Genomic DNA, 23,019 nt, shown 5'->3' with positions numbered 1-23,019 from the left:
GGGACGGGCGGCCGGGTGCGGCATGAGCCCCGGCGGCCGTGCCCACCGTGCCTCGCGGTGGATCTTGGCGGGACCCGGCGGTACCGGGGTGGCGCTCCGGCTCGGGCGTGGCTCGGTTCAGCCCGGCGGCTTCCGCGACGGGTCCGGTCCGTGCGGATCCCGGCGGGTCCGTCATCCCCGGCGTGAGAGTCCGGTTCACCTGGGCCCCGGTGCGGTCCGGGCCCGCCGTCGCCCGCACCCCGCCGGCTCAGCCCACCGCGACGTACGCCACCGGGTCGCTGCCCGGCACCGCCTCCACGCGGCCCAGCTTCACCAGGCGCCGCAGATGGGCCTCGGCCTCCGAGACGGCGATGGTGCGGGAGCCGTAGGGGATCTCGTCCCACGGCCGGTTCCACTCCATGCGCTCGGCCAGCCGCCAGGGGGTGAGCGGTGCGGCGAGGAGGGACAGCAGCCCGGTCAGCCGCTCCTCGTGGTGGGCGAGGAGCTCCCGGACCCGGGCCGTGGCGTCGGTGAAGGGGTGCTGGTGCGCCGGGAGCACCTCGGCGGCGCCGAGACGGCCCACGCGTTCCAGGGAGTCCAGGTAGTCGCCGAGGGGGTCGGTGACCGTGGAGTCGTCGGGATCCTCGTACAGGCCGATGTGGGGGCTGATGCCGGGGAGCAGATGGTCGCCGGAGAACAGGCGGCCCCGGCCGGGGAGGTTCGCCGGATGGTCCTCCTCCAGGTGCAGGCACACATGGCCGGGCGTGTGGCCGGGAGTCCAGACGGCCCGCAGTCGCCGCCCGGCGAGGTCCAGCAGCTCGCCGGGTGCGATCTCGCGGTCGGGGAGGGCCGCCCGCAGCCCGGGAAGGGTCCGCGCCCGGCCGCTCTCGCGGGCCGCGAGCAGCGGGGCGAGGTGCTCCTCCGGTGCGCCGACGGCGGCGAGCTTCCCGGCCAGGTAGTCGAGCCAGGCCCCGGGCCGGGCCTCCCGCGTGCGGCGGACGACGGCGATGTCCGCCGCGTGCATCGCGATCCACGCGCCGGACGCCTCGCGGACCCTGCCGGACAGCCCGTGGTGGTCGGGGTGGTGGTGGGTGACGAGTACGCCGTGGACGTCGGCCGGCGCGAGGCCGAGCTCGGCGAGGCCGTCCGAGAGCTCCGTCCAGGACGCGGGGTCGTCCCATCCGGTGTCGACGAGGACGGGCCCGCGGCCGGTGTCGAGGACGTGGACCAGGGTGTGGCCCAGGGGGTTGTCCGGGATGGGGACCTTGAGGGACCACACACCGCCGCCGTGCTCCGTCACCCGCGTCATCGGCTCCCCATCCTCGCGGCCGGGCCCAGGAACGAGAACCCGTTCCAATGGTCGCCCAAGTCGACCTTATTGCAAAGGGTTCGGCGGTGTGCGGGGTCGCGGCCGGTGGTGTCGGTCCGCGTCCGAGGTCGCCTCCGGGATCGGATCCGTGTCCGCGCGCCTCCTTCCCGGGGGCGGGTTCCGGCCGTGGACTCCTCCGGCGGGAACTGGTATCTGTTCATTCGGTTGGCATTTCTGAAACACCGTCAGGAAAGTTGGAGGGCTCGGAGAGCCGGGGTCGCGGGAGGCAGTCGTCATGACCGAACTGGTCGAGCACGGAAAACTCTTCATCGGCGGGGAGCTGGTCGATCCCCTCGGCACGGACACCATCGAGGTCGTCTCGCCGCACACCGAGCAGGTCATCGGGCGCGTCCCGCACGCCTCGCAGGCCGACGTGGACCGTGCCGTGGCAGCCGCACGGGCCGCCTTCGACCGCGGTCCCTGGCCGAGGACGCCGCTCGAGGAGCGCATCGAGGTCGTCGGCAGGATCAAGGACGCGATCGCCGTACGGCACGAGGAGATCGCCCGCTCGATCAGCTCGCAGAACGGGTCGCCCTACTCCTGGAGCGTCCTGGCCCAGGCGCTCGGCGCCATGATGGTCTGGGACGCGGCCATCACCGTCGCCCGCGACTTCACCTACGAGGAGCGGCGCGGCGGGGTCCTCGGCCCGCTCCTCGTCCGGCGCGAACCGGTCGGCGTGGTCGCGGCCGTCGCCCCGTGGAACGTCCCGCAGTTCGTCGCCGCGGCCAAGCTCGCGCCCGCCCTGCTCGCCGGCTGCGCCGTGGTCCTGAAGCCCTCGCCCGAATCCCCGCTCGACGCCTACATCCTGGCCGACATCGTGCGTGAGGCGGGTCTGCCCGAGGGCGTGCTGTCGATCCTCCCCGCCGACCGCGAGGTCAGCGAGTACCTCGTCGGGCACCCCGGCGTCGACAAGGTCTCCTTCACCGGTTCGGTCGCGGCCGGCAGGCGGGTGATGGAGGTCGCCGCCCGCAACCTCACCCGCGTCACCCTGGAACTCGGCGGCAAGTCCGCCGCGGTGATCCTGCCGGACGCGGACCCGGACGCGGCCGTCCAGGGCATCGTCCCGGCGGCCTGGATGAACAACGGCCAGGCCTGTGTGGCCCAGACCCGCATCCTCGTCCCGCGCGCCCGCTACGACGAGTACGCCGACGCCTTCGCCGCGGCGGCCGGGGCGCTGGTGACCGGCGACCCGCTGGACCCGGCGACCCAGGTGGGCCCGCTCGTCGCCCGCCGCCAGCAGCAGAGGTCGCTCGACTACATCGCGATCGGCCAGGAGGAAGGTGCCAAGGTCCTCGCCGGCGGCGGCCGTCCGGCCGGCCTCGACCGCGGCTGGTACGTCGAGCCGACGCTCTTCGGCGGCGTCGACAACGCGATGCGGATCGCGCGCGAGGAGATCTTCGGCCCCGTCGTCTGCCTGCTGCCGTACGGCGACGAGAACGAGGCCGCCGCGATCGCGAACGACTCCGAGTACGGCCTCAGCGGCAGCGTCTGGACGGCCGACGTCGAACACGGCATCGACTTCGCGGGACGCGTCAGGACCGGCACGTACAACGTCAACACGTTCAGCCTCGACATGCTTGGCCCGTTCGGCGGATACAAGAACTCCGGGCTGGGGCGGGAGTTCGGTCCCGAGGGATACGGTGAGTACTTTGAGCACAAAATGGTGCATTTGCCGTCCGGATACGGGAGCGAGAGCTGATGGGTGACCGCTGGCAGGTCGAGGTCGACCGGGGTGTGTGCATCGGTTCGGGGATGTGTGTCAGCAGCGCGCCGGACGGCTTCAAGCTGGACGCGGCGCGCCAGTCGCACCCCACCGAGCCGGAGACCGACGCGAACGAGGACATCCTCGCGGCGGCGGAGGGCTGCCCGGTCGAGGCGATCTCGATCCGGCTGCCGGGGAGTGGTGAGGCGGTGTTCCCGCCCGAGGAGTAGCCTCCAGCGGTCCGGTACCGCGATCAGGGTGGGGAACATGGAGAAAGCAGAGGCCAGGCGGCTGCTCGAACGCGCCAGGGAGGCCTTCGGGGCCGAGGAGTGGCGGCGGTGCGCGGAGACGTACGAGCAGGTGCTCGCCCACTTCCCGGACGAGAAGGCCGGCGGCGCGTGGTGGTACGACGCGGCCCTCGCGTACAAGTTCCTGCGGGACTGGCCGAAGGCCTACGCGCTCGGCCGCGAGGCGGCGGCCCGGGCCCCGCGGGGCGAGGGCGATCCGGCGTTCTGGAACCTCGGCATCGCGGCGACGATCCTGCGCGAGTGGGAGGTGGCCCGCGACGCCTGGGAGGGTTTCGGCGTCCCGGTACCGGAGGGGGAGGGACCGATCGACGTCGACGGCGCCTTCGGCATGGCCTGTGTGCGGCTGGAGACGGACGGCGGGCAGGAGGTCGTGTGGGCGCGGCGGCTCTGCCCCACCAGGGCGCAGGTGGTCAGCGTGCCCTTCACCGGCGGCCGGCGGTTCGGCGAGGTCGTCGTGCACGACGGGGAGCCGAAGGGGGAGCGGGTGGTCGACGGGCAGCGGATCGCCGTCTTCGACGAACTGGTCCTCTTCGAGCCCTCACCCCTGCCCACCCTGGTGGTGACCGTGCACGCGGCCGAGGCGGCGGACGTCCACGCCCTGGTGGGGCTTTTCGCGGAGGAGGGCTTCGGCGCCGAGCCCAAGAGGGGCTTCGTCCTGCACTGCAGATGCTGCAGCGAGGGGACCGTCGAGTACGGGGGAGACAGCGTCCACGCGGGGGAGCAGGAGATCGCGCTCGCGGCGCCGCCGGAAGAGGCCGGACGGATCCTCGACGTGTGGTCGGGGCAGGTCGCCGGCGGGCGCGGCTGGAGCGCGCTTCAGCCGGTCTCCTGACGCCCGCTCCGGCCGGTCTCCTGACGCCCGCTCCGGCCGGTCCGCGGGTCCGTGCTCCGGCCGGTCCGTCCGCCGGGCGGCCGTTCCGGGTCCGTGAGGTCGATCAGACGGCAGACCGTCTCGATGTCGATCTTCACCTGGGCGATCGAGGCGCGGCCCGACAGCCAGGTGATCAGGGCCGAGTGCCAGGTGTGCTCGATGACCCGGACGGCGGAGAGCTGTTCGGGTGTCGGGTTCTCCAGGCCCATCGCGTCCAGGATGATCGCCGTGGTCTGGCGCGAGACCGTGTCGACCTCGGGGCTGACGCTGCGGTCGGCGAACGTCAGCGCCCGCACCATCGCGTCCGCCAGATGCGGTTCGCGCTGCAGTGCGCGGAACGCCCGCATCAGGGTCTCGGCCACCCGCTGCGCCGCGCTGTCCGCGACCGGCGGGCGCTTGCGCAGGGTGGTGTGCAGATGCTGGAGCTGGTCCTGCATCGTGGCCACGAGCAGGTGCACCTTGGAGGGGAAGTAGCGGTACAGCGTGCCGAGCGCGACCCCGGCGGCCTCGGCGACCTCGCGCATCTGCACGGCGTCGAAACCGCCGCGGCTCGCCAGCTGCGCGGTGGCGTGCAGGATGCGACGGCGCCTGGCCTCCTGGCGCTCCGTCAGGGGTGGGGCCGCCGGAACCGCCGGCCTGGCTTCCGCGCTCATCTCTTCCGTCCCCGTCCCCGTCCCCGCTCCAGGGGCCCTTCCCGGCCCGCTGTCCGGATCCGTGCTGCATTCCCGCCTCGGGAGCCGCGGAGGGCCCAGCATGGCAGGGCTCCGCGCCGTGGCGCGAATCACCTGCTCCGGGCCTCACAGCAGCGCTACCTGCCGGTAGATTCGATGCTCCTTGAGCGATCAAGAACGATCAAGTGTGGAACTTGTTCTAGATTAGCGCGAGCGGTTACGCTCCGGCGAAAGTGGAGTGAGAAGGGGGCCGTAGGTGACCGCTGAGGCCATAGCGGCCGGGCCCCGTGGGGGTGCGTCCGGTGCCGGTGACCGACCACTGCGCATCGCGCTCCTCACCTACAAGGGCAACCCGTTCTGCGGGGGCCAGGGCGTCTACGTACGCCATCTGTCGCGGGAGCTCGCCCGCCTCGGTCACCGCGTCGAGGTGATCGGCGCCCAGCCCTTCCCCGTCCTCGACGAGGGCGTGCCGCTCACCGAGCTGCCCAGCCTCGACCTGTACCGGCAGCCCGACCCCTTCCGCACGCCCGGGCGCGACGAGTACCGCGACTGGATCGACGGGGTCGAGGTCGCCACGATGTGGACCGGGGGCTTCCCGGAGCCGCTGACGTTCTCGCTGCGCGCACGGCGCCATCTGCTGGCGCGCCGGGGCGAGTTCGACGTCGTCCACGACAACCAGACCCTCGGGTACGGGCTGCTCGGCGACCTCGGCGCGCCGCTCGTCACCACCATCCACCACCCCATCACCGTCGACCGGCAGTTGGAGCTCGACGCCGCGCAGGACTGGCGCCGCCGGGCGTCGGTGCGCCGCTGGTACGGCTTCACCCGGATGCAGAAGAGGGTCGCGCGCCGGCTGCCGAACGTCCTCACCGTCTCCGGCTCCTCCGAGCAGGAGATCGTCGAGCACCTCGGCGTCCGCCCGGAGCGGGTCCGGGTCGTGCACATCGGCGCCGACACCGATCTCTTCTCGCCGGACCCGTCGGTGGCCGAGGTGCCCGGCCGGATCGTGACGACGTCGAGCGCCGACGTGCCCCTCAAGGGCCTGGTGTACCTCGTGGAGGCGCTCGCCAAGCTCCGTACCGAGCAGCCGGACGCCCATCTCGTCGTCGTCGGCAAGCGCGCCGAGGACGGACCCGTGGCCCGGATGATCGAGCGGTACGGGCTCGGGGACGCCGTGCGGTTCGTGAAGGGCATCTCCGACCAGGAGCTGGTGGACCTCGTGCGCGGCGCCCAGGTGGCCTGTGTGCCGTCGCTGTACGAGGGTTTCTCGCTGCCGGCCGCCGAGGCGATGGCCACCGGCACCCCGCTGGTCGCCACGACCGGCGGCGCCATCCCGGAGGTCACCGGTCCCGACGGCGAGACCTGCCTCGCCGTGCCGCCCGGCGACGCCCACGCCCTCGCCGGCGCGCTCGGCCGGCTCCTCGGGGACGCCGACCTGCGCCGCCGTATCGGCACGGCCGGGCGGGCCCGCGTCCTGTCCCGCTTCACCTGGGCCCGCGCGGCCCAGGGCACGGCGCAGCTCTACCGCGAGGCCATCGCGGCACGTCCGGCCCCGGCCGGTGCCCGATGAACACCCGGCGTTCCGCACCGCGGGCGAGGACCCGCTCCGCGGGTGCGGACGGCGGGCCCGCACCATCTGCAAAGCGCGCCCCCAGCGAGGGCGCCGTGACCCACCCGGAAGGGCAGACCTCGTGCTGACCGTCGACTTCTCCCGCTTTCCGCTCGCCCCGGGCGACCGCGTGCTGGACCTCGGCTGCGGTGCCGGCCGGCACGCGTTCGAGTGCTACCGGCGCGGAGCCAGGGTCGTGGCCCTCGACCGGAACCGCGAGGAGATCCGCGAGGTCGCCAAGTGGTTCGCGGCGATGAAGGAGGCCGGCGAGGCGCCCGAGGGCGCGAGCGCCACCGCGATGGAGGGCGACGCGCTCAACCTGCCCTTCCCCGACGAGTCGTTCGACGTCGTCATCATCTCCGAGGTGATGGAGCACATCCCGGACGACAAGGGCGTCCTCGCCGAGATGGTCCGCGTGCTCAGGCCCGGCGGCCGGATCACCGTCACCGTGCCCCGCTACGGTCCCGAGAAGATCTGCTGGGCGCTGTCCGACGAGTACCACGAGGTCGAGGGCGGCCACATCCGCATCTACAAGGCCGACGAACTCGTCGGCAGGATCCGCGAGGCGGGCCTCAAGCCGTACGGCACCCACCACGCGCACGCCCTGCACTCGCCGTACTGGTGGCTGAAGTGCGCGTTCGGCGTCGACAACGACAAGGCGCTGCCGGTGCGCGCCTACCACAAGCTCCTGGTCTGGGACATCATGAAGAAGCCCCTGCTCACCAGGGTCGCCGAGCAGGCGCTGAACCCGCTCGTCGGCAAGAGCTTCGTGGTGTACGCGACCAAGCCGCACCTCCCGAAGGCCGACGCGTGACCGTGCCCTGGCGCCGCCAAGGGCGTACCGAGCATCTCGTCCTGCCCGGGGTCCTCACCGCCGAACAGGCCGCCGAGACCGTCGCCGGCATCCTCGCCGTCCAGCGCGAGGACGGGGCGATCCCCTGGTTCCGGGGACACCACCTCGACCCGTGGGACCACACCGAGGCCGCGATGGCCCTGGACGCGGCGGGCGAGCACACCGCGGCGGCCCGCGCCTACGAGTGGCTGGCACGCCATCAGAACGACGACGGCTCCTGGTACGCCGCGTACCACGACGGCGAGGCCGACCGGCCCACCGACCGGAGCCGCGAGACCAACTTCTGCGCCTACCTGGCCGTCGGCGTCTGGCACCACTACCTGGCGACCGGGGACGACGTGTTCCTGGACCGGATGTGGCCGTCCGTCCACGCGGCGATCGAGTTCGTGCTCCGGCTCCAGCAGCCCGGCGGCCAGATCGGCTGGAAGCGCGAGGCACCCGAGGACGGCGGCGCGGCGGTCGACGACGCGCTGCTGACCGGGAGTTCGTCGATCTTCCACGCGCTGCGCTGCGCCCTCGCCATCGCCGAGGAGCGCGAGGAGCCGCAGCCGGACTGGGAGTTGGCGACCGGAGCCCTCGGGCACGCGATCCGCCGGCACCAGGACCGCTTCCTCGACAAGTCGCAGTACTCGATGGACTGGTACTACCCGGTCCTCGGCGGCGCCCTCACCGGCGACGAGGCGAAGGCCAGGATCGACGCGCGCTGGGACGCGTTCGTGGTCCCCGGGCTCGGGGTGCGGTGCGTACTGCCCAACCCGTGGGTGACGGGCGGCGAGAGCTGCGAACTGGCCCTGGCGCTCTGGGCGGTGGGGGAGTCCGACCGGGCGCTGGAGATCCTGCAGTCCATCAAGCACCTGCGCGCCGACGGCGGCATGTACTGGACGGGTTACGTCTTCGAGGGCAACCGCGCCGTGTGGCCGGAGGAACTCACCACCTGGACGGCGGGTTCGCTGCTGCTCGCGGTGGCCGCCCTGGGGGGCGACGAGGCGACCACCGCGGTGTTCGGCGGGGAGCGGCTTCCGCGCGGCCTCGAACCGGAGTGCTGCCGGTAGGCGGTGTCCGACAGATGGCGCCGTCCGCCCGGAGGGCGTGGCTGTCTGTCGGACCCGGCCCAGGTGCGTCGGTGCGACGACCGCGCGGGGGAGGGGGTCAGCTGTGGCGGCGCAGCCGGCCCGCCACGGCGTGTCCGACGAAGAGGTACACGACCGCGGCGAGGCCGTAGCCCGCCACGACCCGCGCCCACGCCTCGTCGAACGTGAACAGATCGTGCGACCAGCCGGCGAGCCAGCCGGCCACGTCCCGGATCAGGATGACCAGGTCGTTGGCGCGGTTCGCGTCCAGCAGGTACATCAGGATCCACAGGCCGATGATGACGGCCATCACATCGGCGACCACCATGATGATCGTCGCCGCCTGGTTGCTACCACTTCTGCGGGGAGACATGGCAACCGGATTGCCGTTCTTCGTTGAACCAAACCCGGGACGGAATCGCCCGAGTGGCGCAACGGCCGATGCTGGGTGACGCTGGCGCGAGAGGCCTCGGGGAGCGGCGGTCCGGGGAGGCCCGGACCCGGGAGGCCGGACCCGGGGAGGTCAGGAGCTCGGGGAGGCCAGGAGGACTGCCATGCCGACTCCGGCAACGACCGCCCGCCGGGCACGCACCAGGACGGGCCGGCGGCTGCGCCGGGCGGCCGTCGCCCTGCTGCTGTGCTGCGCGCTGCTCGGCGCCACCGCGGCGTGCGGCGGGGAGGACGAGGCGGACGCGGCGGCCACGCCGACGGACACGGTGGAGGCGCAGAAGTTCGCCAAGACCCGGTTCGTGGCGAACGCCGGACTCGCGGCGGGCGCGATCTACCAGTGGATCGTCAAGCCGTACCGGGCCGGGAAGTTCCAGAACGGTGCGGAGGGCCGGAAGGTCACGCTCGTGAAGGCCGGCCTGGCGGGCGCGTTCGCGTACAACAGGCTCAAGGCGGCGGCGGACAACGCCAAGGGCGACCCGTTGCTCTCGAAGGCGATCGCGCCGGTCACGGCGGGCATCGAGTCCCTGAAGGGCCTCGGCTCCAAGATCCGCAAGGGACAGGTGGGCGACGCCGACGTCGGCGCCTTCGAGAACGTCATCAACCAGGTCAAGGACGCGGGCCGGAGCGCCGGCGCGGTGGTGAAGGAGAAGGTACCGTCGGCCACCCAGCTGAGCGGCGGCTGACCGGCACGGTTCCGCGGGCCGCGCCCGTTCGTGGGCCGGCCGCGCTCCGCGCCCGAACACGGCCCGGCTCACGGGCCGCGGGACACCGGCCCGTTTGTGTCCGGCAGAAGCGGCAATTCGAACGCCATGACCAACTCAAGCGCGAACAACAACGGAAGCGGCACGACGACCCGTGCCACCAAGGCGACCAAGGCGACCGCCGCCAAGGCCAAGGAGTCCTCGGCGAAGGCCGCGGAGAGCACCGCGGCGAAGGCGGAATCGGCGGGCAGGGCCACCGGCCGTGCCGCCGAGGACGCGGGGAGCGGTGCGGCACGCGCCGCCAAGTCGGCGGGCAGCGGCGTCGGACGCGCCGCGACCGCGGCGGGCTCCGTGGCCACCACCGCCCTCAAGGGGGCCGGTTCGGCCGCCGGGCAGGTGGCGTCCGTGGCCACGACCGCGTGGACGGTCCTGAAGGCCCGCAAGCTCATCGCGGCGGGCGCCACGGCCGGCGCCACGGCCCTGGGCGCGGTCTCCTACCTCGCGGGCCGGCGCTCCGAGCGCAGCGGCCACGGCCCGGTGACCCGGATGACCGGTGGGCGCCTCTAGGCCGTGTCTGGCACATAGCGCCGGTCCAGCCCGCAGGGCGGGGCTCGCGGCGTCTGGTGCGTGCAATCGCAAGGCGGAGGGTCGTCCTCGTACGGGGCGTACTCGGACGACTCCGACGACGTAGCGAGTGCGCGTGCCAGGCGTCGCGAGCCGGGCGCGACTTGTCAGACACGGCCACGTGCCGTCGCCGGAAGGGTCGGCCGGGAGCTTCCCGGCGTCCGGTGCGGTGCCTCGCACGGCGGAGGATCGCCCTCGTACCGGATTTCTCGGGTGTGGCGACGACGCGGCGAGGTGCCGTGCCGGGCCGGTGGACCCTTCCGGCCACGGCCTGGCCATGCGGCTGCCCGAGGGGGCCGTCAGGGCCCGGTCGGGGTCCGCCGGCGCCGTCGTGCGGACAGGGCCCGGCTAGCCGTTCAGCTCCGCCAGGACCCTCAGGGTGCGGGGGTCCGGCGCGGTCACGAGCAGGTCGGTGACCGGGCCCTTGCGCCATGACTCCAGCCGTTCGGCGATGCGTTCCCGCGGCCCGACGAGCGAGATCTCGTCGGCGAAGGAGTCGGGGACGGCGAGCACCGCCTCCTCGCGACGGCCCTCGGCGAACAGCCGCTGGATGTGCCGGGCCTCCGGCTCGTAGCCCATGCGCGCCATCAGATCGGCGTGGAAGTTGCGCGCGGCGTGGCCCATGCCGCCGATGTAGAAGCCCAGCATCGCCTTGACCGGAAGCAGCCCCTCGGCGACGTCGTCGCAGACGTGGGCGCGGGCCATCGGCGCGATCATGAATCCCGGCGGAAGGCCCGTGAGCGACGCCTCGTGGACGTCCGTCCGCAGCGGCGACCAGTACAGCGGCAGCCAGCCGTCCGCGATCCGGGTCGTCTGGGCGATGTTCTTCGGCCCCTCGGCGCCCAGCAGCACCGGCAGTCCGGCGCGCAGAGGGTGGGTGATGGGCTTGAGCGCCTTGCCGAGGCCGGTGCCGTCCTCCCCGGTGTACGGGAGCATATGGAAGCGGCCGTCGAGTTCCACGGGCCCCTCGCGGCGCAGGACCTGACGGATGACGTCCACGTACTCCCGCGTCGCCGTCAGCGGGCTCCTCGGGAACGGGCGCCCGTACCAGCCCTCGACGACCTGCGGCCCCGACAGGCCGAGGCCCAGGAGCATCCGCCCGCCCGAGAGATGGTCGAGCGTGAGCGCGTGCATGGCGGTGGCGGTGGGCGTACGGGCCGCCATCTGCGCCACCGCCGTGCCGAGCCGGATCCGCTTCGTGCGCGCGGCGATCCAGGTGAGCGGCGTGAACGCGTCCGAGCCCCATGCCTCCGCCGTCCACACGGAGTCGTAGCCGAGTCGCTCCGCCTCCACGGCGAGTTCGGTCTGCGCGGGGTCAGGACCGCGCCCCCAGTAGCCGAGTGCGAGTCCGAGCCGCATGACCCCAGCCCCCTCTCCGGCGTTCTGACGCTCCGTCAGTTCGCTGTGCAGGGGCGACTGTACGGCAACAGCCCCCCGCCCGGAAGGGCGAGGGGCCGCGCTGTGCGCCGGGCGGGACGGGGTCAGCCGCGCTGGATGCCCGTGGTGTCCTGCAGGACGCCGCGCCGGCCGTCCTGCGTCTGCGCCACCAGGGCGGGGCCGCGCTGGTCGACCGCGAGGTACCAGGTGCCGGGCGCCAGTTCGGCGATCGGCGTCGGGGAGCCGTCCTCCGCGTACAGCGGCCGGGCCACCGGCACCGCGAACCAGAACGGCGAGAACTCCGGGGCCGGGCCGCCCTGCGGCTGCCCCTGCGCGGGGCCGGGCTGCTGGCCCCCGTACGGCTGCTGCTGCCCGGGCTGGCCGCCGTAGGGCTGCTGCTGGGCGCCGGGGTAGCCGTAACCGCCCTGCGGCTGGGCGCCGTAGGGCTGCGGGGTCTGCGGCTTGGGCGCGCCGACCAGGGGGGCCTTGAGGGCGGGGACGAGCGGAGTGGCGATCGCGCCCGCGGCCAGCAGCAGGGTGCCGAGCAGGCCGAGGATCGCGCCGGCGCCCGCGTCGCCCGTGATGTCGATGATCGTCCAGAACATGGTCCAGAGGGCGAAGACGCTCAGGGCGACGCCGAACTGCGCGATGTCCAGGCCGAGGACCTTGCGCCCCGGCATGGCGCGGCCGACGATGATCAGCCCCGCGGCGATGATCCCGGCGAGGTAGATGGACATCACCGTGCCCAGCGAGTCCCAGGCGTTCGGCAGGTCCGCCGAGGAGCAGTCGATGCCGCGCGGGCAGTCGACGCTGACGAAGTCGAGGAACGAGGCGATGAACAGCACCACCGCTGCTCCGATCACCACGCCATCGCCTCGAGTGAGGGAGCGGATGTTCACGTGTAGTCCTTAGTCGGTTGCGTCTCGTCGTGGCGGTCGTCGGTGCCGCCGGTCGGCGGTGCACGGCGCGGAAGCTCGGGGGTGGCCCCATCGTACGGGTGCCGGTGGAAGCCGGTGTGCGGCCCCCGTCCCCGGCGGAGACGAATCTATCGCCCGTCCCGTCCGCCCCGGCCGGTAGGTCCGATGCCCGGTCTACCCCAGCAGGTAGCTGCCGATGCCTTCGGCGATCCCCTGCGCCGCCTTCTGACGCCACTGCGAACTCGTCAGCAGGGCCGCGTCCTTCGCGTCACGCATGTTCCCGCATTCGATGAACACCTTGGGAACGGTCGACAGATTCAGTCCCCCGAGGTCCCCGCGCTCGTCCAACCCGGTGCCGCCGCCCACGTAGTTGGAGGGTGCGCTGCCCGTGGCCCGCACGAACTTCCCGGCGATGCGCTCGGCCAGTTCCCGGGACGGGCCGACGATTGCCTTGGTGTCGGCGGCGCCGCGCTCGACCAGGGCGGGGTGGATCACATGGAAGCCGCGGTTGCCGCTGCCCGAGCCGTCGGCGTGGATCGAGACCGCGGCGTCGGCGGCGGCCTCGTTGCCGATCCGGGCCCGCTCGTCCACGCAGGGACCGAACGGCCGGTCGTCGTCCTGGGTGAATCGCACCGTTGCGCCCTGCTTCTCCAGCAGGGTGCGAAGACGGTGTGAAACATCGAGGGTGAATGCGGCCTCGGTGTAACCGTCGTTGGTGGCCGTGCCCGTGGTGTCGCACTCCTTACGGTTCGTCCCGATGTCCACGAGCCGGTTGATCTCGCGGGCGTGGCGGAAGTTCCCCGGGTTGTGCCCCGGGTCGATCACGACGACCTTCCCGGCGAGCGGGCCCCTGGCGGGAGTGGAGGGCTTGGCGTCCGACGGTGTCCCCGGAGTGCCCGACTCCCCGGGTGTCCTGGGGCCGCCGGCCGTGGGGGCGGAAGCGGACGGAGCCGCGGACGCCGTGGCTCCCGTCGCCTCCGGCCCGCCGGGTACGGGGGCGGCGCCGGGGCCGCTCGAACCGCCGCACCCGGAGAGCGTCACCGCCGTCAGCGCGGCGATCGTGAGGAACGCCCCGCCCCGGGCCAGGGGCGGGAGACGGCGGGGCCGGTGCTGGCCGGATGGCGGCTGGTTCAGGTCGTACGGCACGTCGCGATGCTAGGGGATGACGGGTGCGGTACCTCAGATTCCGTCGCCAGTGCGCCGCAGTACCCGCAGCGAGCCGGTCGCCGACACCTCGGTGAAGGCGCCGGAGGCGAGCGCCCTGAGGTAGATCCGGTAGGGCGCCTGGCCCGTCCACTCGTCCACCGGGTCCGGGAACACGTCGTGGACGACCAGCAGACCGCCCTCGGCCACGTGCGGCGCCCAGCCCTCGTAGTCGTTCGTGGCGTGCTCGTCGGTGTGCCCGCCGTCGATGAAGACCAGACCCACCTCGCGGCCCCACACCTTGGCCACCTGCGGCGACCGCCCCACGACGGCGATCACGTGGTCCTCCAGTCCGGCCGCGTGCAGGGTGCGGCGGAAGGCGGGGAGGGTGTCCATCCGCCCCACCTCGGGATCCACCAGCTCCGGGTCGTGGTAGTCCCAGCCCGGCTGCTGCTCCTCGCTGCCCCGGTGGTGGTCGACGGTGACCGCGACGGTGCCCGCCTCGCGGGCGGCGTCCGCGAGCAGGATCGTCGACCGCCCGCAGTACGTCCCGACCTCCAGCAGCGGCAGCCCGAGCTCCCCTGCCGCCACGGCGGCCGCGTACAGGGCGAGGCCCTCCCCGGCGGGCATGAAGCCCTTGGCGGCCTCGAACGCGGCGAGGATCTCCGGCTTGGGGGCGGCGGGGGCCATGGGTTCCTCCGGCGGCGGGGCTGGGCGGGGCGGGCGGGGCGGCGCGGGCGGCACGGGGCTACTCGGCGGTCACATCGTAGGGGGCCCGGGCGGGCCGCCGTCCGGGCGGGGCGCGCCCCGCCGACGGGTCAGCGCGCCGCACCGACCGCCCGTGCCGCCAGGCTGACCGGCATGGATGCCGTGCTCCACGCCGTACTGCACGCCCTGTCCCTCGCCGGATCCACGGCCTGGGAGATCCTGTGGGCCGTGATCCCGGGCTTCGCGCTGTCCGCCGTCGTGCAGGCGGTCGTCCGGAGGGCCACCGCGGTCTCGCTGCCGGGCGACGACGGCCCCCGCAGCCTGTCGGTGGCGGCCGGACTCGGCGCGGCCTCGTCGTCGTGCTCGTACGCCGCCGTCGCGCTGGCGCGGTCGCTGTTCCGCAAGGGCGCGAACCTCACCGCCGCCATGGCCTTCGAGATCGCCTCGACCAATCTCGTCGTGGAGCTCGGTGTGATCCTGGCGCTGCTCCTGGGCCGGCAGTTCACCGCGGCCGAGTTCGTGGGCGGACCGGTCGTGATCGTGGCGCGCTTCCTGCGTACGGGAGGGCGCGCGCCGCTCCGCGCCACGGGCGGCGCCCCGGCCGGCTGAACGGGCCCCGCGGACGGCGACCGGGCGCCGACGGGTGCTCCGGCCGGATTGGGGACACGATGGACAGACGCACGAGAGCTGCCCGGCGATCGCCCGGGACGACGACTGCTGCGGAGGCGCCATGGACACCTGGGCGACGTGGACCACTCAGGGGATCATCGCCGGCACCGGCGGGGTCATGACCACGGAGGGTGGTCCGATCACGGGAGACGTGACCGTGCACACCACGTGGATCGACGGCCTGGCGCAGGTGACCGTGCAGCACACCGGGGCGACCGACTGGTACGCGGTGCAGGGCAGCCCCGTACCCGCCGACGACGAGGACGCGGGCCGGGCCGTGCACCAGGCGGCGGTGGAGGCGGTCAAGGAGGGTGGCGGCCGGGCGTTCTCGTTCCCCGTCTGAAACCCGCGTGCCCTCTCCGGCCGTCTCCGGCCCTCTCGGCAGCGGTGGGGCCGCCGTGCCGGTGGCGCCGCTCGCACCGGCGCGCCCGTGGGCCCCGCCGGGACGGCTCCGGGCCCGCCCGCGCTGCTCCGCCCACCGGGAACGCGACCGCGTTGCCGCCCGGCCGGTGGGCTGTCGGGTCCGCGTCCGGCTCCGCGCGATTCTCCGCCGGGCGTGCGCATCGGCCCCCGGCGGCGGGCTCCGTCGTGCAGGCTGTCGGTGTGGACGGACGGACGGACATGGAGACGGACCAGGCCGTGCTCTCCGGCGAGGCCGGGACCGCGGAACCGGCCGGTGTGGCCCCTTCGACGGGGGGAGGGCGGCAACCGGCTTCCGGAGAGGAGCTGGAGGACCTGAAGCGCCTGCTGCGGCGACTGCGGGTGGAACGGGGCTTCAGCGTAGGAGGACTTGCCCGGCGCGCCCGGCTCGGTCGCACCACGACGAGCCAGGCACTCAACGGGGCGACCGTACCGAGCGAAGCCACGCTCGTCTCCTTGGCGCATGCTCTGAGGGCGCCGGCGGACCCGCTCCTCCGGCTCCGGGCCCTCGCCCGCCCGGGCGGCAACGCACCGGCCGTGCTGGACGCGACGCGGCCCGGAGTTCGAGAGCCGGCTGTCCGACCACTTCCCGCCGTACCTCTGACCCCTGCCGCTCCTTGGGCGCCGTCGGTTTTGGCGCCTGTTCGCCGGTGTTCTTCTTCGACCGCCCGAACCCCGCTGAACACCGCTTCCGGGATCTTCGACGCATCAGCCTGAAACCCCAACGCATCAGGAGCCGTCGTGTCGGGTCCCGCCACCGTCCTGCTCGCCGCCGCCGTGGCCCTCCTCCTCGCCGTTCTGGTCGCCGTCGGAGCGGGCAAGCTCGCCCGCCTGGACGGGGCTGCGCATCCGGCCGCGATCCTGCGGGCTGCGACCGCGTTCGCCTCCTCCCTGACGCTCATCGCCGTCGTGACCGCGGCTCTCGCCGCAGTACTCCGGTGACAGGGCCGGGAAGCGGTCACGCCGGCTGTGCGAGCGGTACCGGGGCCTCACGGACCGGCAGATGACCCAGCTCAACCCTGCCGACCACGTCCCGGTCCGGCGGAATCCGCACCGGCCGCCGCGTGACGTCCTCCGGCCGCGCGCCGATTCCGTCCGGCACCTGACCTTCCGTCAGATTGGAACGTGTTCTACTCTCCGGCTCCATGGGGAGCGGAAGCATCGCGATCACTCACGAACAGCGTGCCCTCGCGGAGTCCGTGCGCCGCTGGCTCGCGCGCGCCGTACCGCCCGAGGCCGTGCGCAAGCTGCTCGACGCGCCCGGGTCCGCGGACCGGGGCAGGCCCGGCTACTGGGACGGGGCCGCCCAACAGGGCCTGCACGGCGTGCATCTGCCGGAGGAGTGCGGCGGCGGGGGCGGCACCCTGCTCGATCTCGCGGTCGTGCTGGAGGAGGCCGGCCGGGCCGCGCTGCCGGGTCCGTACCTGCCGAACGTGCTCGCCTCCGCCGTACTGGAACGCGCGGGGCGTCCGGACCTGGCCGCCGCGCTCGCCGACGGCCGCCGCATCGGCGCCGTGGCGCTCGGCGCCGGTGGCCTCACCGTGTCGGCCGCCGCCGGGGGAGACCGCCTCCTCGACGGCACCGCGCCGCCGGTGCTCGGCGGTGCCGATGCGGATCTGCTCGTCCTCGCCGCGAGCCCCGGCCCGGTCCTGCTCGCCGTGGACGCCGGGGACCTCGCCGTACGGGTACAGGAGAGCGCCGACCCGACCCGGCCCATCGCCGAGGTCGCCGCGCACGGGGTCACCGTCCCCGCGGACCGCGTCCTCGACGCCCCACCCGGGCTCGTGGCGGACCTCGCGGCCGTGCTCTTCGCCGCCGAGGCCTGCGGAACGGCCGGGTGGGCGCTGCACACCGCCACCGAGTACGCGAAGGTCCGCGAGCAGTTCGGGCGGCCCATCGGGCGCTTCCAGGCCGTCAAGCACCTGTGCGCGGACATGCTCGTCCGCGTCGAGCAGGCCCGCGCCCTCACCTGGGACGCCGCCCGCGCCGCCGAGCGAGGCGTCGGCGGAGGGCTCGAGGTGAGCCCCCGCGGAGGCTCCGGCGCCAGCGCCAGCGCCGGAGCCGGCCTCGCCGCCGCGCTCGCCGCGGCGACCGCCCTCGACGCCGCGTACAGCTGTGCCAAGGACTGCATCCAGATCCTCGGCGGCATCGGGTTCACCTGGGAACACGACGCCCACCTCCATCTGCGCCGGGCCCTCGTCGCCCGGCAGCTCCTCGGGCCGGGCGACGCACACCGGCTGCGCGCGGTACGGTTCGCCGCCGACGGCGCACGCCGCGAACTGCGCCTCGAACTCCCGCCGGAGGCGGCGTCGTTCAAGGCGCAGGCCCGGGAGGCCATCGCCCCCGCCCGAGGACTGGAGCCGCCCGCCGCCCGCCGCGTACTCGCCCCCACCGGCCACGCCGCTCCGCACCTCCCTCCCCCGTACGGCCTCGGCGCCGGTCCGCTGCGGCAACTCGCCGTCCAGGAGGAGCTGCGGGCCGCCGGGGTCGGCATCGGGGACCTGGGCATCGCCACCTGGGTGGTGCCGTCCCTCATCGCCCACGGCACCGACGAGCAGCGGGCCCGCTATGTGCTGCCGACCCTGCGCGGCGATCTCCGCTGGTGCCAGCTCTTCAGCGAGCCCGCGGCCGGCTCCGACCTGGCGAGCCTGCGCACCCGCGCCGAGCGCCTGCCCGACGGCCGCTGGCGGATCACCGGCCAGAAGGTGTGGACCAGCGCCGCGCAGAGCGCCGACCACGGCATCCTCCTCGCCCGTACCGACCCCGAGGCGCCGAGGCACAAGGGCCTCACGTACTTCCTCGTCGACATGAAGGCCACCGCCGGCATCGACATCAGGCCGCTGCGGGAGATCACCGGCGAGGCGCTGTTCAACGAGGTCTGGTTCGACGGCGCTGTGCTGCCCGCCGACGCCGTCGTCGGCGAGGTGAACGACGGCTGGCGCGTCGCCCGCAACACCCTCGGCAACGAACGCGTGCACATGGCAGACCAGTTGACCTTCGGCACGGGGCTCGAGGAGCTCATCGCACGGAGCGACGGCCTCGACGACGCCTGCCGCGTCCGGATCGGCGCCCTTGCCGCCGAGGCCCAGGCGCTCGGCTGCATCGGGCTGCGGACCACCCTCCTGCAGGTCGACGGCATGGAGCCGGGGCCGGGCGCTTCGGTGCGCAAACTCGTCCAGACCGTGCACCGGCAGAAGGTCGCCGAACTGGCTCTCGAACTGCTGGGCCCGGAAGGCGCGGTGCGCGAGGGGCCGGGCGAACGGGCCGTGCACGAAGTGCTGATGTCCCGCTGTCTGACGATCGCGGGCGGCACCACCCAGGTCCAGCTCAACGTCGTCGCCGAGCGCCTGCTCGGACTGCCCCGGGACTGACAGCCCGGGACTGACAGCCCGGGGACCGACAGGCGGGGGACCGACAGCCCGGGGACTGTCGCCCCGCCCCCGACCGCCCCCTCGATCCCCCCGCCCGTGGTCGTCCTGCCCTTGATCGCCCCGCCCCTGATCGCCCCGAGACCGAAGGAGTCCTCCCGGTGAAGAGCTACATCGTCGGCGTCGGCATGACGAAGTTCGAGAAGCCCGAGTCGAAGGACTGGCGGTACCCGGACATGGCGAAGGAGGCCGCCACCGCGGCCCTCGCCGACGCCGGCATCCCGTACGAGCTCGTCCAGCAGGTCCCGGTGGGGTTCTGCTTCCAGCCCTCCACGGCCGGGCAGTGCGCGGTGTACGAACTCGGCCTCACCGGCGTCCCCGTCTACAACGTCAACAACAACTGCGCCACCGGCTCCACCGCCCTGATGATGGCGCGGCAGTTCGTCTCGGGCGGGCTGAGCGACTGCGTACTGGCGCTGGGCTTCGAGCAGATGAAGAAGGGAGCGCTCGGCGGGGGAGCGGACGGCGGGGACTTCGCCACTTCACCCGTGGCCCGGCACTACGGGATCATGGCCGCCGCCCACGGCTTCGACCGGACACCGCCCACCGCCCAGATCTTCGGCAACGCGGCCCGCGAGCACATGGAGCGCCACGGCACCACCGAGCGGCAGCTCGCGGCGGTCGCCGCCAAGAACCACCGGCACTCGGCGGCCAACCCGTACGCCCAGTTCCGCGAGGTGTACGAGGTGGACGAGATCCTCGCCGACAAGCCGGTCCATCCTCCGCTCACCCGACTCCAGTGCTCGCCCACCTCCGACGGGGCCGCCGCGGCCGTCGTCGTCTCCGAGCGGTTCCTCGTCGAACACGGCCTCCACGACAAGGCCGTCGAGATCGCCGGGCAGGCGATGGCCACCGACACCGCGGACTCCTTCGCCTCGGGTTCCTGCGTCGACGTCGTCGGCACGCCCATGTCCCGGGCCGCGGCGCACGGGGCGTTCCAGGCGTCCGGCCTCGGGATCGAGGACGTCGACGTCATCGAGCTCCACGACTGCTTCTCGATCAACGAGCTGCTGACGTACGAGGCGCTGGGCATGTGCCCCGAGGGCGAGGCGGGCAAGCTCGCCGAGTCCGGGGCGACGACGTACGGGGGCCGCTGGGTGGTCAACCCCTCGGGCGGCCTCATCTCCAAGGGCCACCCCCTGGGCGCGACGGGCCTCGCCCAGGTCGCGGAACTCACCTGGCAGCTGCGTGGCGAGGCGGGGCCGCGCCAGGTCCAGGGCGCGCGCACGGGGCTCGCGCACAACATCGGGCTGGGCGGGGCCGCGGTGGTGACGGTGCTGCGGAAGGGCTGAGGAGAGGGGCACCGGCGTGCCGGACCGGGACCGGTCCCACCGGCACGGCGCGAGCGCGAGGCCCGTGGTGGCGCCCACGAGCGCGATCTTCGTCCCGTTGCCTCGCCCTCTTCCAAGTCATGGCCCGGCGAAGCCAGTTGAGGGGTTTCCGAAAAGATCGCACGGTGTTCGTGGCGCCGGGGTGTGCAATGGGCGAAGAGGCCAGTGATCATCGTCACCGCGTGCTGACAGAAGCAGAACCATCGGTAGATTCTTCGGTGGGCGCTGCGCGGCACCGACACATCTTGCGCGGGTTGACCACCGCGCGTCGGGCGCGAGCGCTCCTCGACTGAAGTTTTTCAACATGGGGGAATCCTTGTACAAAGTCGATATGTCAATTCTTGGGCTCTCGGCGCAAGAAGGTGACCTCTATCAGTACTTCCTGCATCACCCCGGCGAGGCAGTGGCCCAGGCGGAGATCGGGGGCATGTCCCGCTCGGCGGTGGACGGCGCGGTGGAGCGGCTGTGCCAGTTGGGCCTGCTGGAGGTCACCGAGGGGAACGAGGTCTTCGCGATCGCCCCGGAGGCCGCCATCGACCGGCTGACCGATCTGCGTCTCCAGCAACTGCACCAGGAACTGCGGGGCATCACCCAGTCCCGCCGGCTGGTGGGGGAACTGCGGGCCGCACAGGAGCCGGGCGCCTTCCCGGCGCAGAGCATCGAGCGGTTGCGGGACACCGTGGCCGTGCGCGAGCGGGTCGACCGTCTGACCCTGCTCGCCCGCAGGGAGATCCTGTCCGTCCAGCCGTACGCCGACCAGGGGCATCCGGCGCTCCTGCGCGCCCTGCGGCGCGGGGTGCGCGTGCGCACCGTCGTGGCGAGCGAGGCGTTGCGCCAGGGACCGGCGTTGTCCCGGATCAGGAGCCTCGCCCGGCACGGGGCGGTGGTCGGGGTGGTGGACCGGCTCGACGAGCACATGCTCGTGTACGACGGACGGATCGCGGTGGTGCCCGAGGACGCCGCGGACGCCGCGCACGACGTCCTGGTGGTCCAGGAAGGCGGTGTGGTCAAGAGCGTCTGCGCCCTGTTCGACCGGATCTGGGACGGCGCCCGGAAGCCCGCCGACCTCGAACGCCCGGCCGTGCCCTCGGCTCCCACGGACGGCGAGCGGCAGATCCTCACGCTGATGTGCCAGGTCAGCAAGGACGAGATCGGAGCACGGGCCATGGGCGTCTCGGTGCGGACCTACCGTCGGCGCATCGCCGATCTGCTGGCTGTCCTCGACGCGGGCAACCGGGCACAGGCGGCCCTGATCGCGCGCGAGCGCGGCTGGATCTGATGCGGACCGGCCCCGGAGAGCACCTGTGCGCTCCGGGGCCGGCCGGCTCCCCGGGGCCGCCCGCCCACAGCGTGTTGCGGAAGTAGCTCCGTCCGCCCGCGGGGCGGGTCAGGAGGGGGCTTGCGCGACACGCTTCAGGGCGTACTCCGCTCCGTCGCCGGCTCCTCCGGCCGCGCCTCGGCGAGGAGTTCGACGCCGAGCCGGTCGGTCTCGTCCGGTGAGCCGCCGAGGCGGTGCACGAGCACCCAGTCCCCGGTGTCGGGGAACGCCCCGGCGAAGACGGAAGCGTCCCGCGTGGCCCCGTTGTGCCACAGCAGTCGGCCCGCCGTCTGCCACGCGGGAGAGGGACCGCCGAGCCTCTGCTCCACCAGCAGACCGCTCACCACTGCGCCCAGGGAGCGGGGGGTGGCCCACAGACCACCGGCCGGCAGGATGGCGCCGCTCATCGTCCAGGCGGCCCGGTGGCCGCCGAAGCGGCCCTTCGCCCGCAGGGCGCGGTCGGCCGGCGGGGCGACGGCCACCTCGTCGGCGACGCCCAGCGGCTCCAGGACGTGCTGCCGCAGCAGTTCCGGGTACGGCCGCTGCGCGGCGGCGGCGAGAGCCGCTCCCAGGACGGCGTACCCGAAGTTCGAGTACTCCTGCCGCCGGCCGGCGGGGCTCGTCGCGAGGCGGTCGAGCCGGGGGAGCGTCTCGCCGAGCGCCTGTGGGGTGAAAGCGGCGTACGGGTCGCGGCTGAGGCCCTTCACCCCCGGGGGCGTGCGGGGCAGTCCGGAGGTGTGTTCCATCAGGTGCCGCAGGGTGATGCCGGACGCCGGCGTTGCCGGCAGCCACCGCTCCACCGGGTCGTCCACGTCCAGGAGCCCGGCAGCGGCCATGCGCGTCAGGGCCGTTCCGGTGAGCACCTTCGTGAGCGAGCCGATCTCGACGAACACGTCCGCGGCGTGGCCGTGCGACGTGACGGGCTCACGTCCCGGGCGCAGCACGCATTCCGGTACGGCGCGCCGGGGCAGCAGCGGACTCACGGTCCCGCCGGGGTCAGCAGCCGCTCCAGGACGGCCTCCCGCTCCTGCGGCTTCGGGCCGGAGCGGGAACCGGCGGACCGCCACCAGTCCATGAGCACCGACGGGCGCAGCTCGCCGGCGACGAACCGGGCCAGAACCCGGTGGGAGAGCTCGACCTCACGCTCGGTGTAGGCCGGTGCGGCGGCCGAGAGAACGGCGAACTCGCTCTGCCCGTCGGCGTGGGTCACGCACACCGTCATCTGGTGCCCGCTGTCCGGGCCGCCGAAGCCCGCCATGCTCGTCGCCACGTCGATCGCGGTGCGCAGGCCCCGCCGGAGGCCCGAGCGGGCGGGGGCGTCCGGCACGCTGACGCGCTCGATCCCGGCCCAGCCCAGCGTGCCGGCCGCCGGTGCGCCGACGGGCGTCAGCCCTTCGTCGGTCAGGCGTACGCCGGCTCCCTCCGCACCGGCCGGGGCGCCGAGCCAGCACCCGTCCCGGTCCATCCAGAAGAGCCCGACCATCCTGCCCTCGTCCGGTGA

At 73.6% G+C, this 23,019-nt stretch carries 23 protein-coding genes and 1 pseudogene; 15 read left to right on the top strand and 9 right to left on the bottom strand.

Annotation, left to right across the window (positions count from 1 at the left end):
- Positions 1–247 precede the first annotated feature (247 nt).
- Positions 248–1,288 carry a Strvi_7410 family MBL fold metallo-hydrolase gene (locus QRN89_RS10315; RefSeq protein WP_290349060.1) on the bottom strand — a complete coding sequence of 347 codons (1,041 nt, stop codon included), beginning with the start codon at positions 1,286–1,288 and terminating at the stop codon, positions 248–250.
- 295 nt (positions 1,289–1,583) lie between these two features.
- Here QRN89_RS10315 and QRN89_RS10310 point away from each other — a divergent pair, with 295 nt between their 5' ends.
- The 3 genes from QRN89_RS10310 to QRN89_RS10300 are packed head-to-tail and all read left to right on the top strand — an operon-like array spanning position 1,584 to position 4,190.
- On the top strand, positions 1,584–3,047 hold the full coding sequence (locus QRN89_RS10310) for an aldehyde dehydrogenase (RefSeq protein ID WP_290349059.1): 1,464 nt from the start codon (positions 1,584–1,586) through the stop codon (positions 3,045–3,047).
- Positions 3,047–3,280 carry a ferredoxin gene (locus QRN89_RS10305; protein ID WP_290349058.1) on the top strand — a complete coding sequence of 78 codons (234 nt, stop codon included), beginning with the start codon at positions 3,047–3,049 and terminating at the stop codon, positions 3,278–3,280. Before QRN89_RS10310 ends, QRN89_RS10305 begins: the two co-directional genes overlap by 1 nt.
- A 37-nt stretch (positions 3,281–3,317) precedes the next feature.
- Positions 3,318–4,190: a tetratricopeptide repeat protein gene (locus QRN89_RS10300; RefSeq protein ID WP_290349057.1), complete on the top strand. Its 873-nt coding sequence runs from the start codon at positions 3,318–3,320 to the stop codon at positions 4,188–4,190.
- On the opposite strand, the gene QRN89_RS10295 is transcribed toward QRN89_RS10300, so the two are convergent.
- On the bottom strand, positions 4,175–4,882 hold the full coding sequence (locus QRN89_RS10295; protein ID WP_290349056.1) for a TetR family transcriptional regulator: 708 nt from the start codon (positions 4,880–4,882) through the stop codon (positions 4,175–4,177). The genes QRN89_RS10300 and QRN89_RS10295 overlap by 16 nt on opposite strands.
- A 274-nt stretch (positions 4,883–5,156) precedes the next feature.
- On the opposite strand from QRN89_RS10295, the gene QRN89_RS10290 reads away from it, so the two are divergent.
- The 3 genes from QRN89_RS10290 to QRN89_RS10280 all read left to right on the top strand — a co-directional run bounded on the left by QRN89_RS10290 (position 5,157) and on the right by QRN89_RS10280 (position 8,414).
- Positions 5,157–6,470, top strand: coding sequence for a glycosyltransferase family 4 protein (locus QRN89_RS10290; protein WP_290349055.1), 1,314 nt, complete (start codon positions 5,157–5,159; stop codon positions 6,468–6,470).
- A gap of 121 nt (positions 6,471–6,591) precedes the next feature.
- Positions 6,592–7,323: a class I SAM-dependent methyltransferase gene (locus QRN89_RS10285; RefSeq protein ID WP_290349054.1), complete on the top strand. Its 732-nt coding sequence runs from the start codon at positions 6,592–6,594 to the stop codon at positions 7,321–7,323.
- A complete protein-coding gene (locus QRN89_RS10280) occupies positions 7,320–8,414 on the top strand; it encodes a prenyltransferase/squalene oxidase repeat-containing protein (RefSeq protein ID WP_290349053.1) in 1,095 nt (364 codons plus the stop codon). The genes QRN89_RS10285 and QRN89_RS10280 overlap by 4 nt, the downstream gene beginning before the upstream one ends.
- A 97-nt stretch (positions 8,415–8,511) precedes the next feature.
- Here QRN89_RS10280 and QRN89_RS10275 read toward each other — a convergent pair whose 3' ends face one another.
- Positions 8,512–8,805: a hypothetical protein gene (locus QRN89_RS10275; RefSeq protein ID WP_093659445.1), complete on the bottom strand. Its 294-nt coding sequence runs from the start codon at positions 8,803–8,805 to the stop codon at positions 8,512–8,514.
- Positions 8,806–8,986: 181 nt separating this feature from the next.
- On the opposite strand from QRN89_RS10275, the gene QRN89_RS10270 reads away from it, so the two are divergent.
- Together QRN89_RS10270 and QRN89_RS10265 are read left to right on the top strand one after the other, a co-directional pair.
- Positions 8,987–9,565, top strand: a complete 579-nt coding sequence (locus tag QRN89_RS10270; protein ID WP_290349052.1) for a hypothetical protein — start codon at positions 8,987–8,989, stop codon at positions 9,563–9,565.
- 126 nt (positions 9,566–9,691) lie between these two features.
- Positions 9,692–10,150, top strand: a complete 459-nt coding sequence (locus tag QRN89_RS10265; RefSeq protein ID WP_290349051.1) for a hypothetical protein — start codon at positions 9,692–9,694, stop codon at positions 10,148–10,150.
- A 405-nt stretch (positions 10,151–10,555) separates the two neighbouring features.
- On the opposite strand, the gene QRN89_RS10260 is transcribed toward QRN89_RS10265, so the two are convergent.
- From QRN89_RS10260 to QRN89_RS10245, 4 genes are all read right to left on the bottom strand, one after another.
- Positions 10,556–11,566 (bottom strand): LLM class F420-dependent oxidoreductase, encoded by a 1,011-nt coding sequence (locus tag QRN89_RS10260; protein WP_290349050.1) that lies wholly within the window; start codon positions 11,564–11,566, stop codon positions 10,556–10,558.
- A gap of 122 nt (positions 11,567–11,688) precedes the next feature.
- Positions 11,689–12,450, bottom strand: a complete 762-nt coding sequence (locus QRN89_RS10255) for a hypothetical protein (RefSeq protein ID WP_390702427.1) — start codon at positions 12,448–12,450, stop codon at positions 11,689–11,691.
- 225 nt (positions 12,451–12,675) lie between these two features.
- On the bottom strand, positions 12,676–13,647 hold the full coding sequence (locus QRN89_RS10250) for an N-acetylmuramoyl-L-alanine amidase (protein ID WP_290349048.1): 972 nt from the start codon (positions 13,645–13,647) through the stop codon (positions 12,676–12,678).
- A 33-nt stretch (positions 13,648–13,680) separates the two neighbouring features.
- Positions 13,681–14,334: a class I SAM-dependent methyltransferase gene (locus QRN89_RS10245; RefSeq protein ID WP_290349047.1), complete on the bottom strand. Its 654-nt coding sequence runs from the start codon at positions 14,332–14,334 to the stop codon at positions 13,681–13,683.
- A gap of 171 nt (positions 14,335–14,505) precedes the next feature.
- Between QRN89_RS10245 and QRN89_RS10240 the strand changes: the two are divergent.
- The 7 genes and pseudogenes from QRN89_RS10240 to QRN89_RS10210 all read left to right on the top strand — a co-directional run.
- Positions 14,506–14,895: pseudogene (locus tag QRN89_RS10240) on the top strand (permease); the annotation flags it as partial.
- 187 nt (positions 14,896–15,082) lie between these two features.
- Complete coding sequence (locus QRN89_RS10235) at positions 15,083–15,364, top strand: hypothetical protein (RefSeq protein ID WP_093659431.1); 282 nt, start codon at positions 15,083–15,085, stop codon at positions 15,362–15,364.
- 278 nt (positions 15,365–15,642) lie between these two features.
- Positions 15,643–16,158 (top strand): helix-turn-helix domain-containing protein, encoded by a 516-nt coding sequence (locus tag QRN89_RS10230; protein WP_290353646.1) that lies wholly within the window; start codon positions 15,643–15,645, stop codon positions 16,156–16,158.
- 24 nt (positions 16,159–16,182) lie between these two features.
- On the top strand, positions 16,183–16,383 hold the full coding sequence (locus QRN89_RS10225; RefSeq protein ID WP_290349046.1) for a hypothetical protein: 201 nt from the start codon (positions 16,183–16,185) through the stop codon (positions 16,381–16,383).
- Between the two features lie 203 nt (positions 16,384–16,586).
- Complete coding sequence (locus QRN89_RS10220) at positions 16,587–18,812, top strand: acyl-CoA dehydrogenase family protein (protein WP_290349045.1); 2,226 nt, start codon at positions 16,587–16,589, stop codon at positions 18,810–18,812.
- Between the two features lie 158 nt (positions 18,813–18,970).
- Complete coding sequence (locus tag QRN89_RS10215) at positions 18,971–20,161, top strand: thiolase C-terminal domain-containing protein (RefSeq protein WP_290349044.1); 1,191 nt, start codon at positions 18,971–18,973, stop codon at positions 20,159–20,161.
- Between the two features lie 370 nt (positions 20,162–20,531).
- Entirely contained in the window at positions 20,532–21,479 is a 948-nt protein-coding gene (locus QRN89_RS10210) for a helix-turn-helix transcriptional regulator (protein WP_290349043.1), read from the top strand.
- Positions 21,480–21,613: 134 nt separating this feature from the next.
- On the opposite strand, the gene QRN89_RS10205 is transcribed toward QRN89_RS10210, so the two are convergent.
- Together QRN89_RS10205 and QRN89_RS10200 are read right to left on the bottom strand one after the other, a co-directional pair.
- Complete coding sequence (locus QRN89_RS10205; RefSeq protein WP_290349042.1) at positions 21,614–22,501, bottom strand: serine hydrolase domain-containing protein; 888 nt, start codon at positions 22,499–22,501, stop codon at positions 21,614–21,616.
- Positions 22,498–23,001: a hypothetical protein gene (locus QRN89_RS10200; protein WP_290349041.1), complete on the bottom strand. Its 504-nt coding sequence runs from the start codon at positions 22,999–23,001 to the stop codon at positions 22,498–22,500. The genes QRN89_RS10205 and QRN89_RS10200 overlap by 4 nt, the downstream gene beginning before the upstream one ends.
- Positions 23,002–23,019: the final 18 nt, after the last annotated feature.

Origin of the sequence: Streptomyces sp. HUAS CB01, assembly GCF_030406905.1 — a bacterium.
Lineage (GTDB): Bacteria > Actinomycetota > Actinomycetes > Streptomycetales > Streptomycetaceae > Streptomyces > Streptomyces chengbuensis.
The sequence above is the reverse complement of the archived record's forward strand: the minus strand, read 5'-3'. Positions and strand labels throughout refer to the sequence as shown.

Bases quoted from the DNA above. Each gene is read 5' to 3' on its own strand.
- QRN89_RS10235 (WP_093659431.1), top strand. From the start codon at position 15,083: ATGGACACCTGGGCGACGTGGACCACTCAGGGGATCATCGCCGGCACC.
- QRN89_RS10230 (WP_290353646.1), top strand. From the start codon at position 15,643: ATGGAGACGGACCAGGCCGTGCTCTCCGGCGAGGCCGGGACCGCGGAA.
- QRN89_RS10270 (WP_290349052.1), top strand. From the start codon at position 8,987: ATGCCGACTCCGGCAACGACCGCCCGCCGGGCACGCACCAGGACGGGC.
- QRN89_RS10245 (WP_290349047.1), bottom strand. From the start codon at position 14,334: ATGGCCCCCGCCGCCCCCAAGCCGGAGATCCTCGCCGCGTTCGAGGCC.
- QRN89_RS10310 (WP_290349059.1), top strand. From the start codon at position 1,584: ATGACCGAACTGGTCGAGCACGGAAAACTCTTCATCGGCGGGGAGCTG.
- QRN89_RS10315 (WP_290349060.1), bottom strand. From the start codon at position 1,288: ATGACGCGGGTGACGGAGCACGGCGGCGGTGTGTGGTCCCTCAAGGTC.
- QRN89_RS10200 (WP_290349041.1), bottom strand. From the start codon at position 23,001: ATGGTCGGGCTCTTCTGGATGGACCGGGACGGGTGCTGGCTCGGCGCC.
- QRN89_RS10260 (WP_290349050.1), bottom strand. From the start codon at position 11,566: ATGCGGCTCGGACTCGCACTCGGCTACTGGGGGCGCGGTCCTGACCCC.
- QRN89_RS10220 (WP_290349045.1), top strand. From the start codon at position 16,587: ATGGGGAGCGGAAGCATCGCGATCACTCACGAACAGCGTGCCCTCGCG.
- QRN89_RS10305 (WP_290349058.1), top strand. From the start codon at position 3,047: ATGGGTGACCGCTGGCAGGTCGAGGTCGACCGGGGTGTGTGCATCGGT.
- QRN89_RS10275 (WP_093659445.1), bottom strand. From the start codon at position 8,805: ATGTCTCCCCGCAGAAGTGGTAGCAACCAGGCGGCGACGATCATCATG.
- QRN89_RS10300 (WP_290349057.1), top strand. From the start codon at position 3,318: ATGGAGAAAGCAGAGGCCAGGCGGCTGCTCGAACGCGCCAGGGAGGCC.
- QRN89_RS10265 (WP_290349051.1), top strand. From the start codon at position 9,692: ATGACCAACTCAAGCGCGAACAACAACGGAAGCGGCACGACGACCCGT.
- QRN89_RS10295 (WP_290349056.1), bottom strand. From the start codon at position 4,882: ATGAGCGCGGAAGCCAGGCCGGCGGTTCCGGCGGCCCCACCCCTGACG.
- QRN89_RS10210 (WP_290349043.1), top strand. From the start codon at position 20,532: ATGTCAATTCTTGGGCTCTCGGCGCAAGAAGGTGACCTCTATCAGTAC.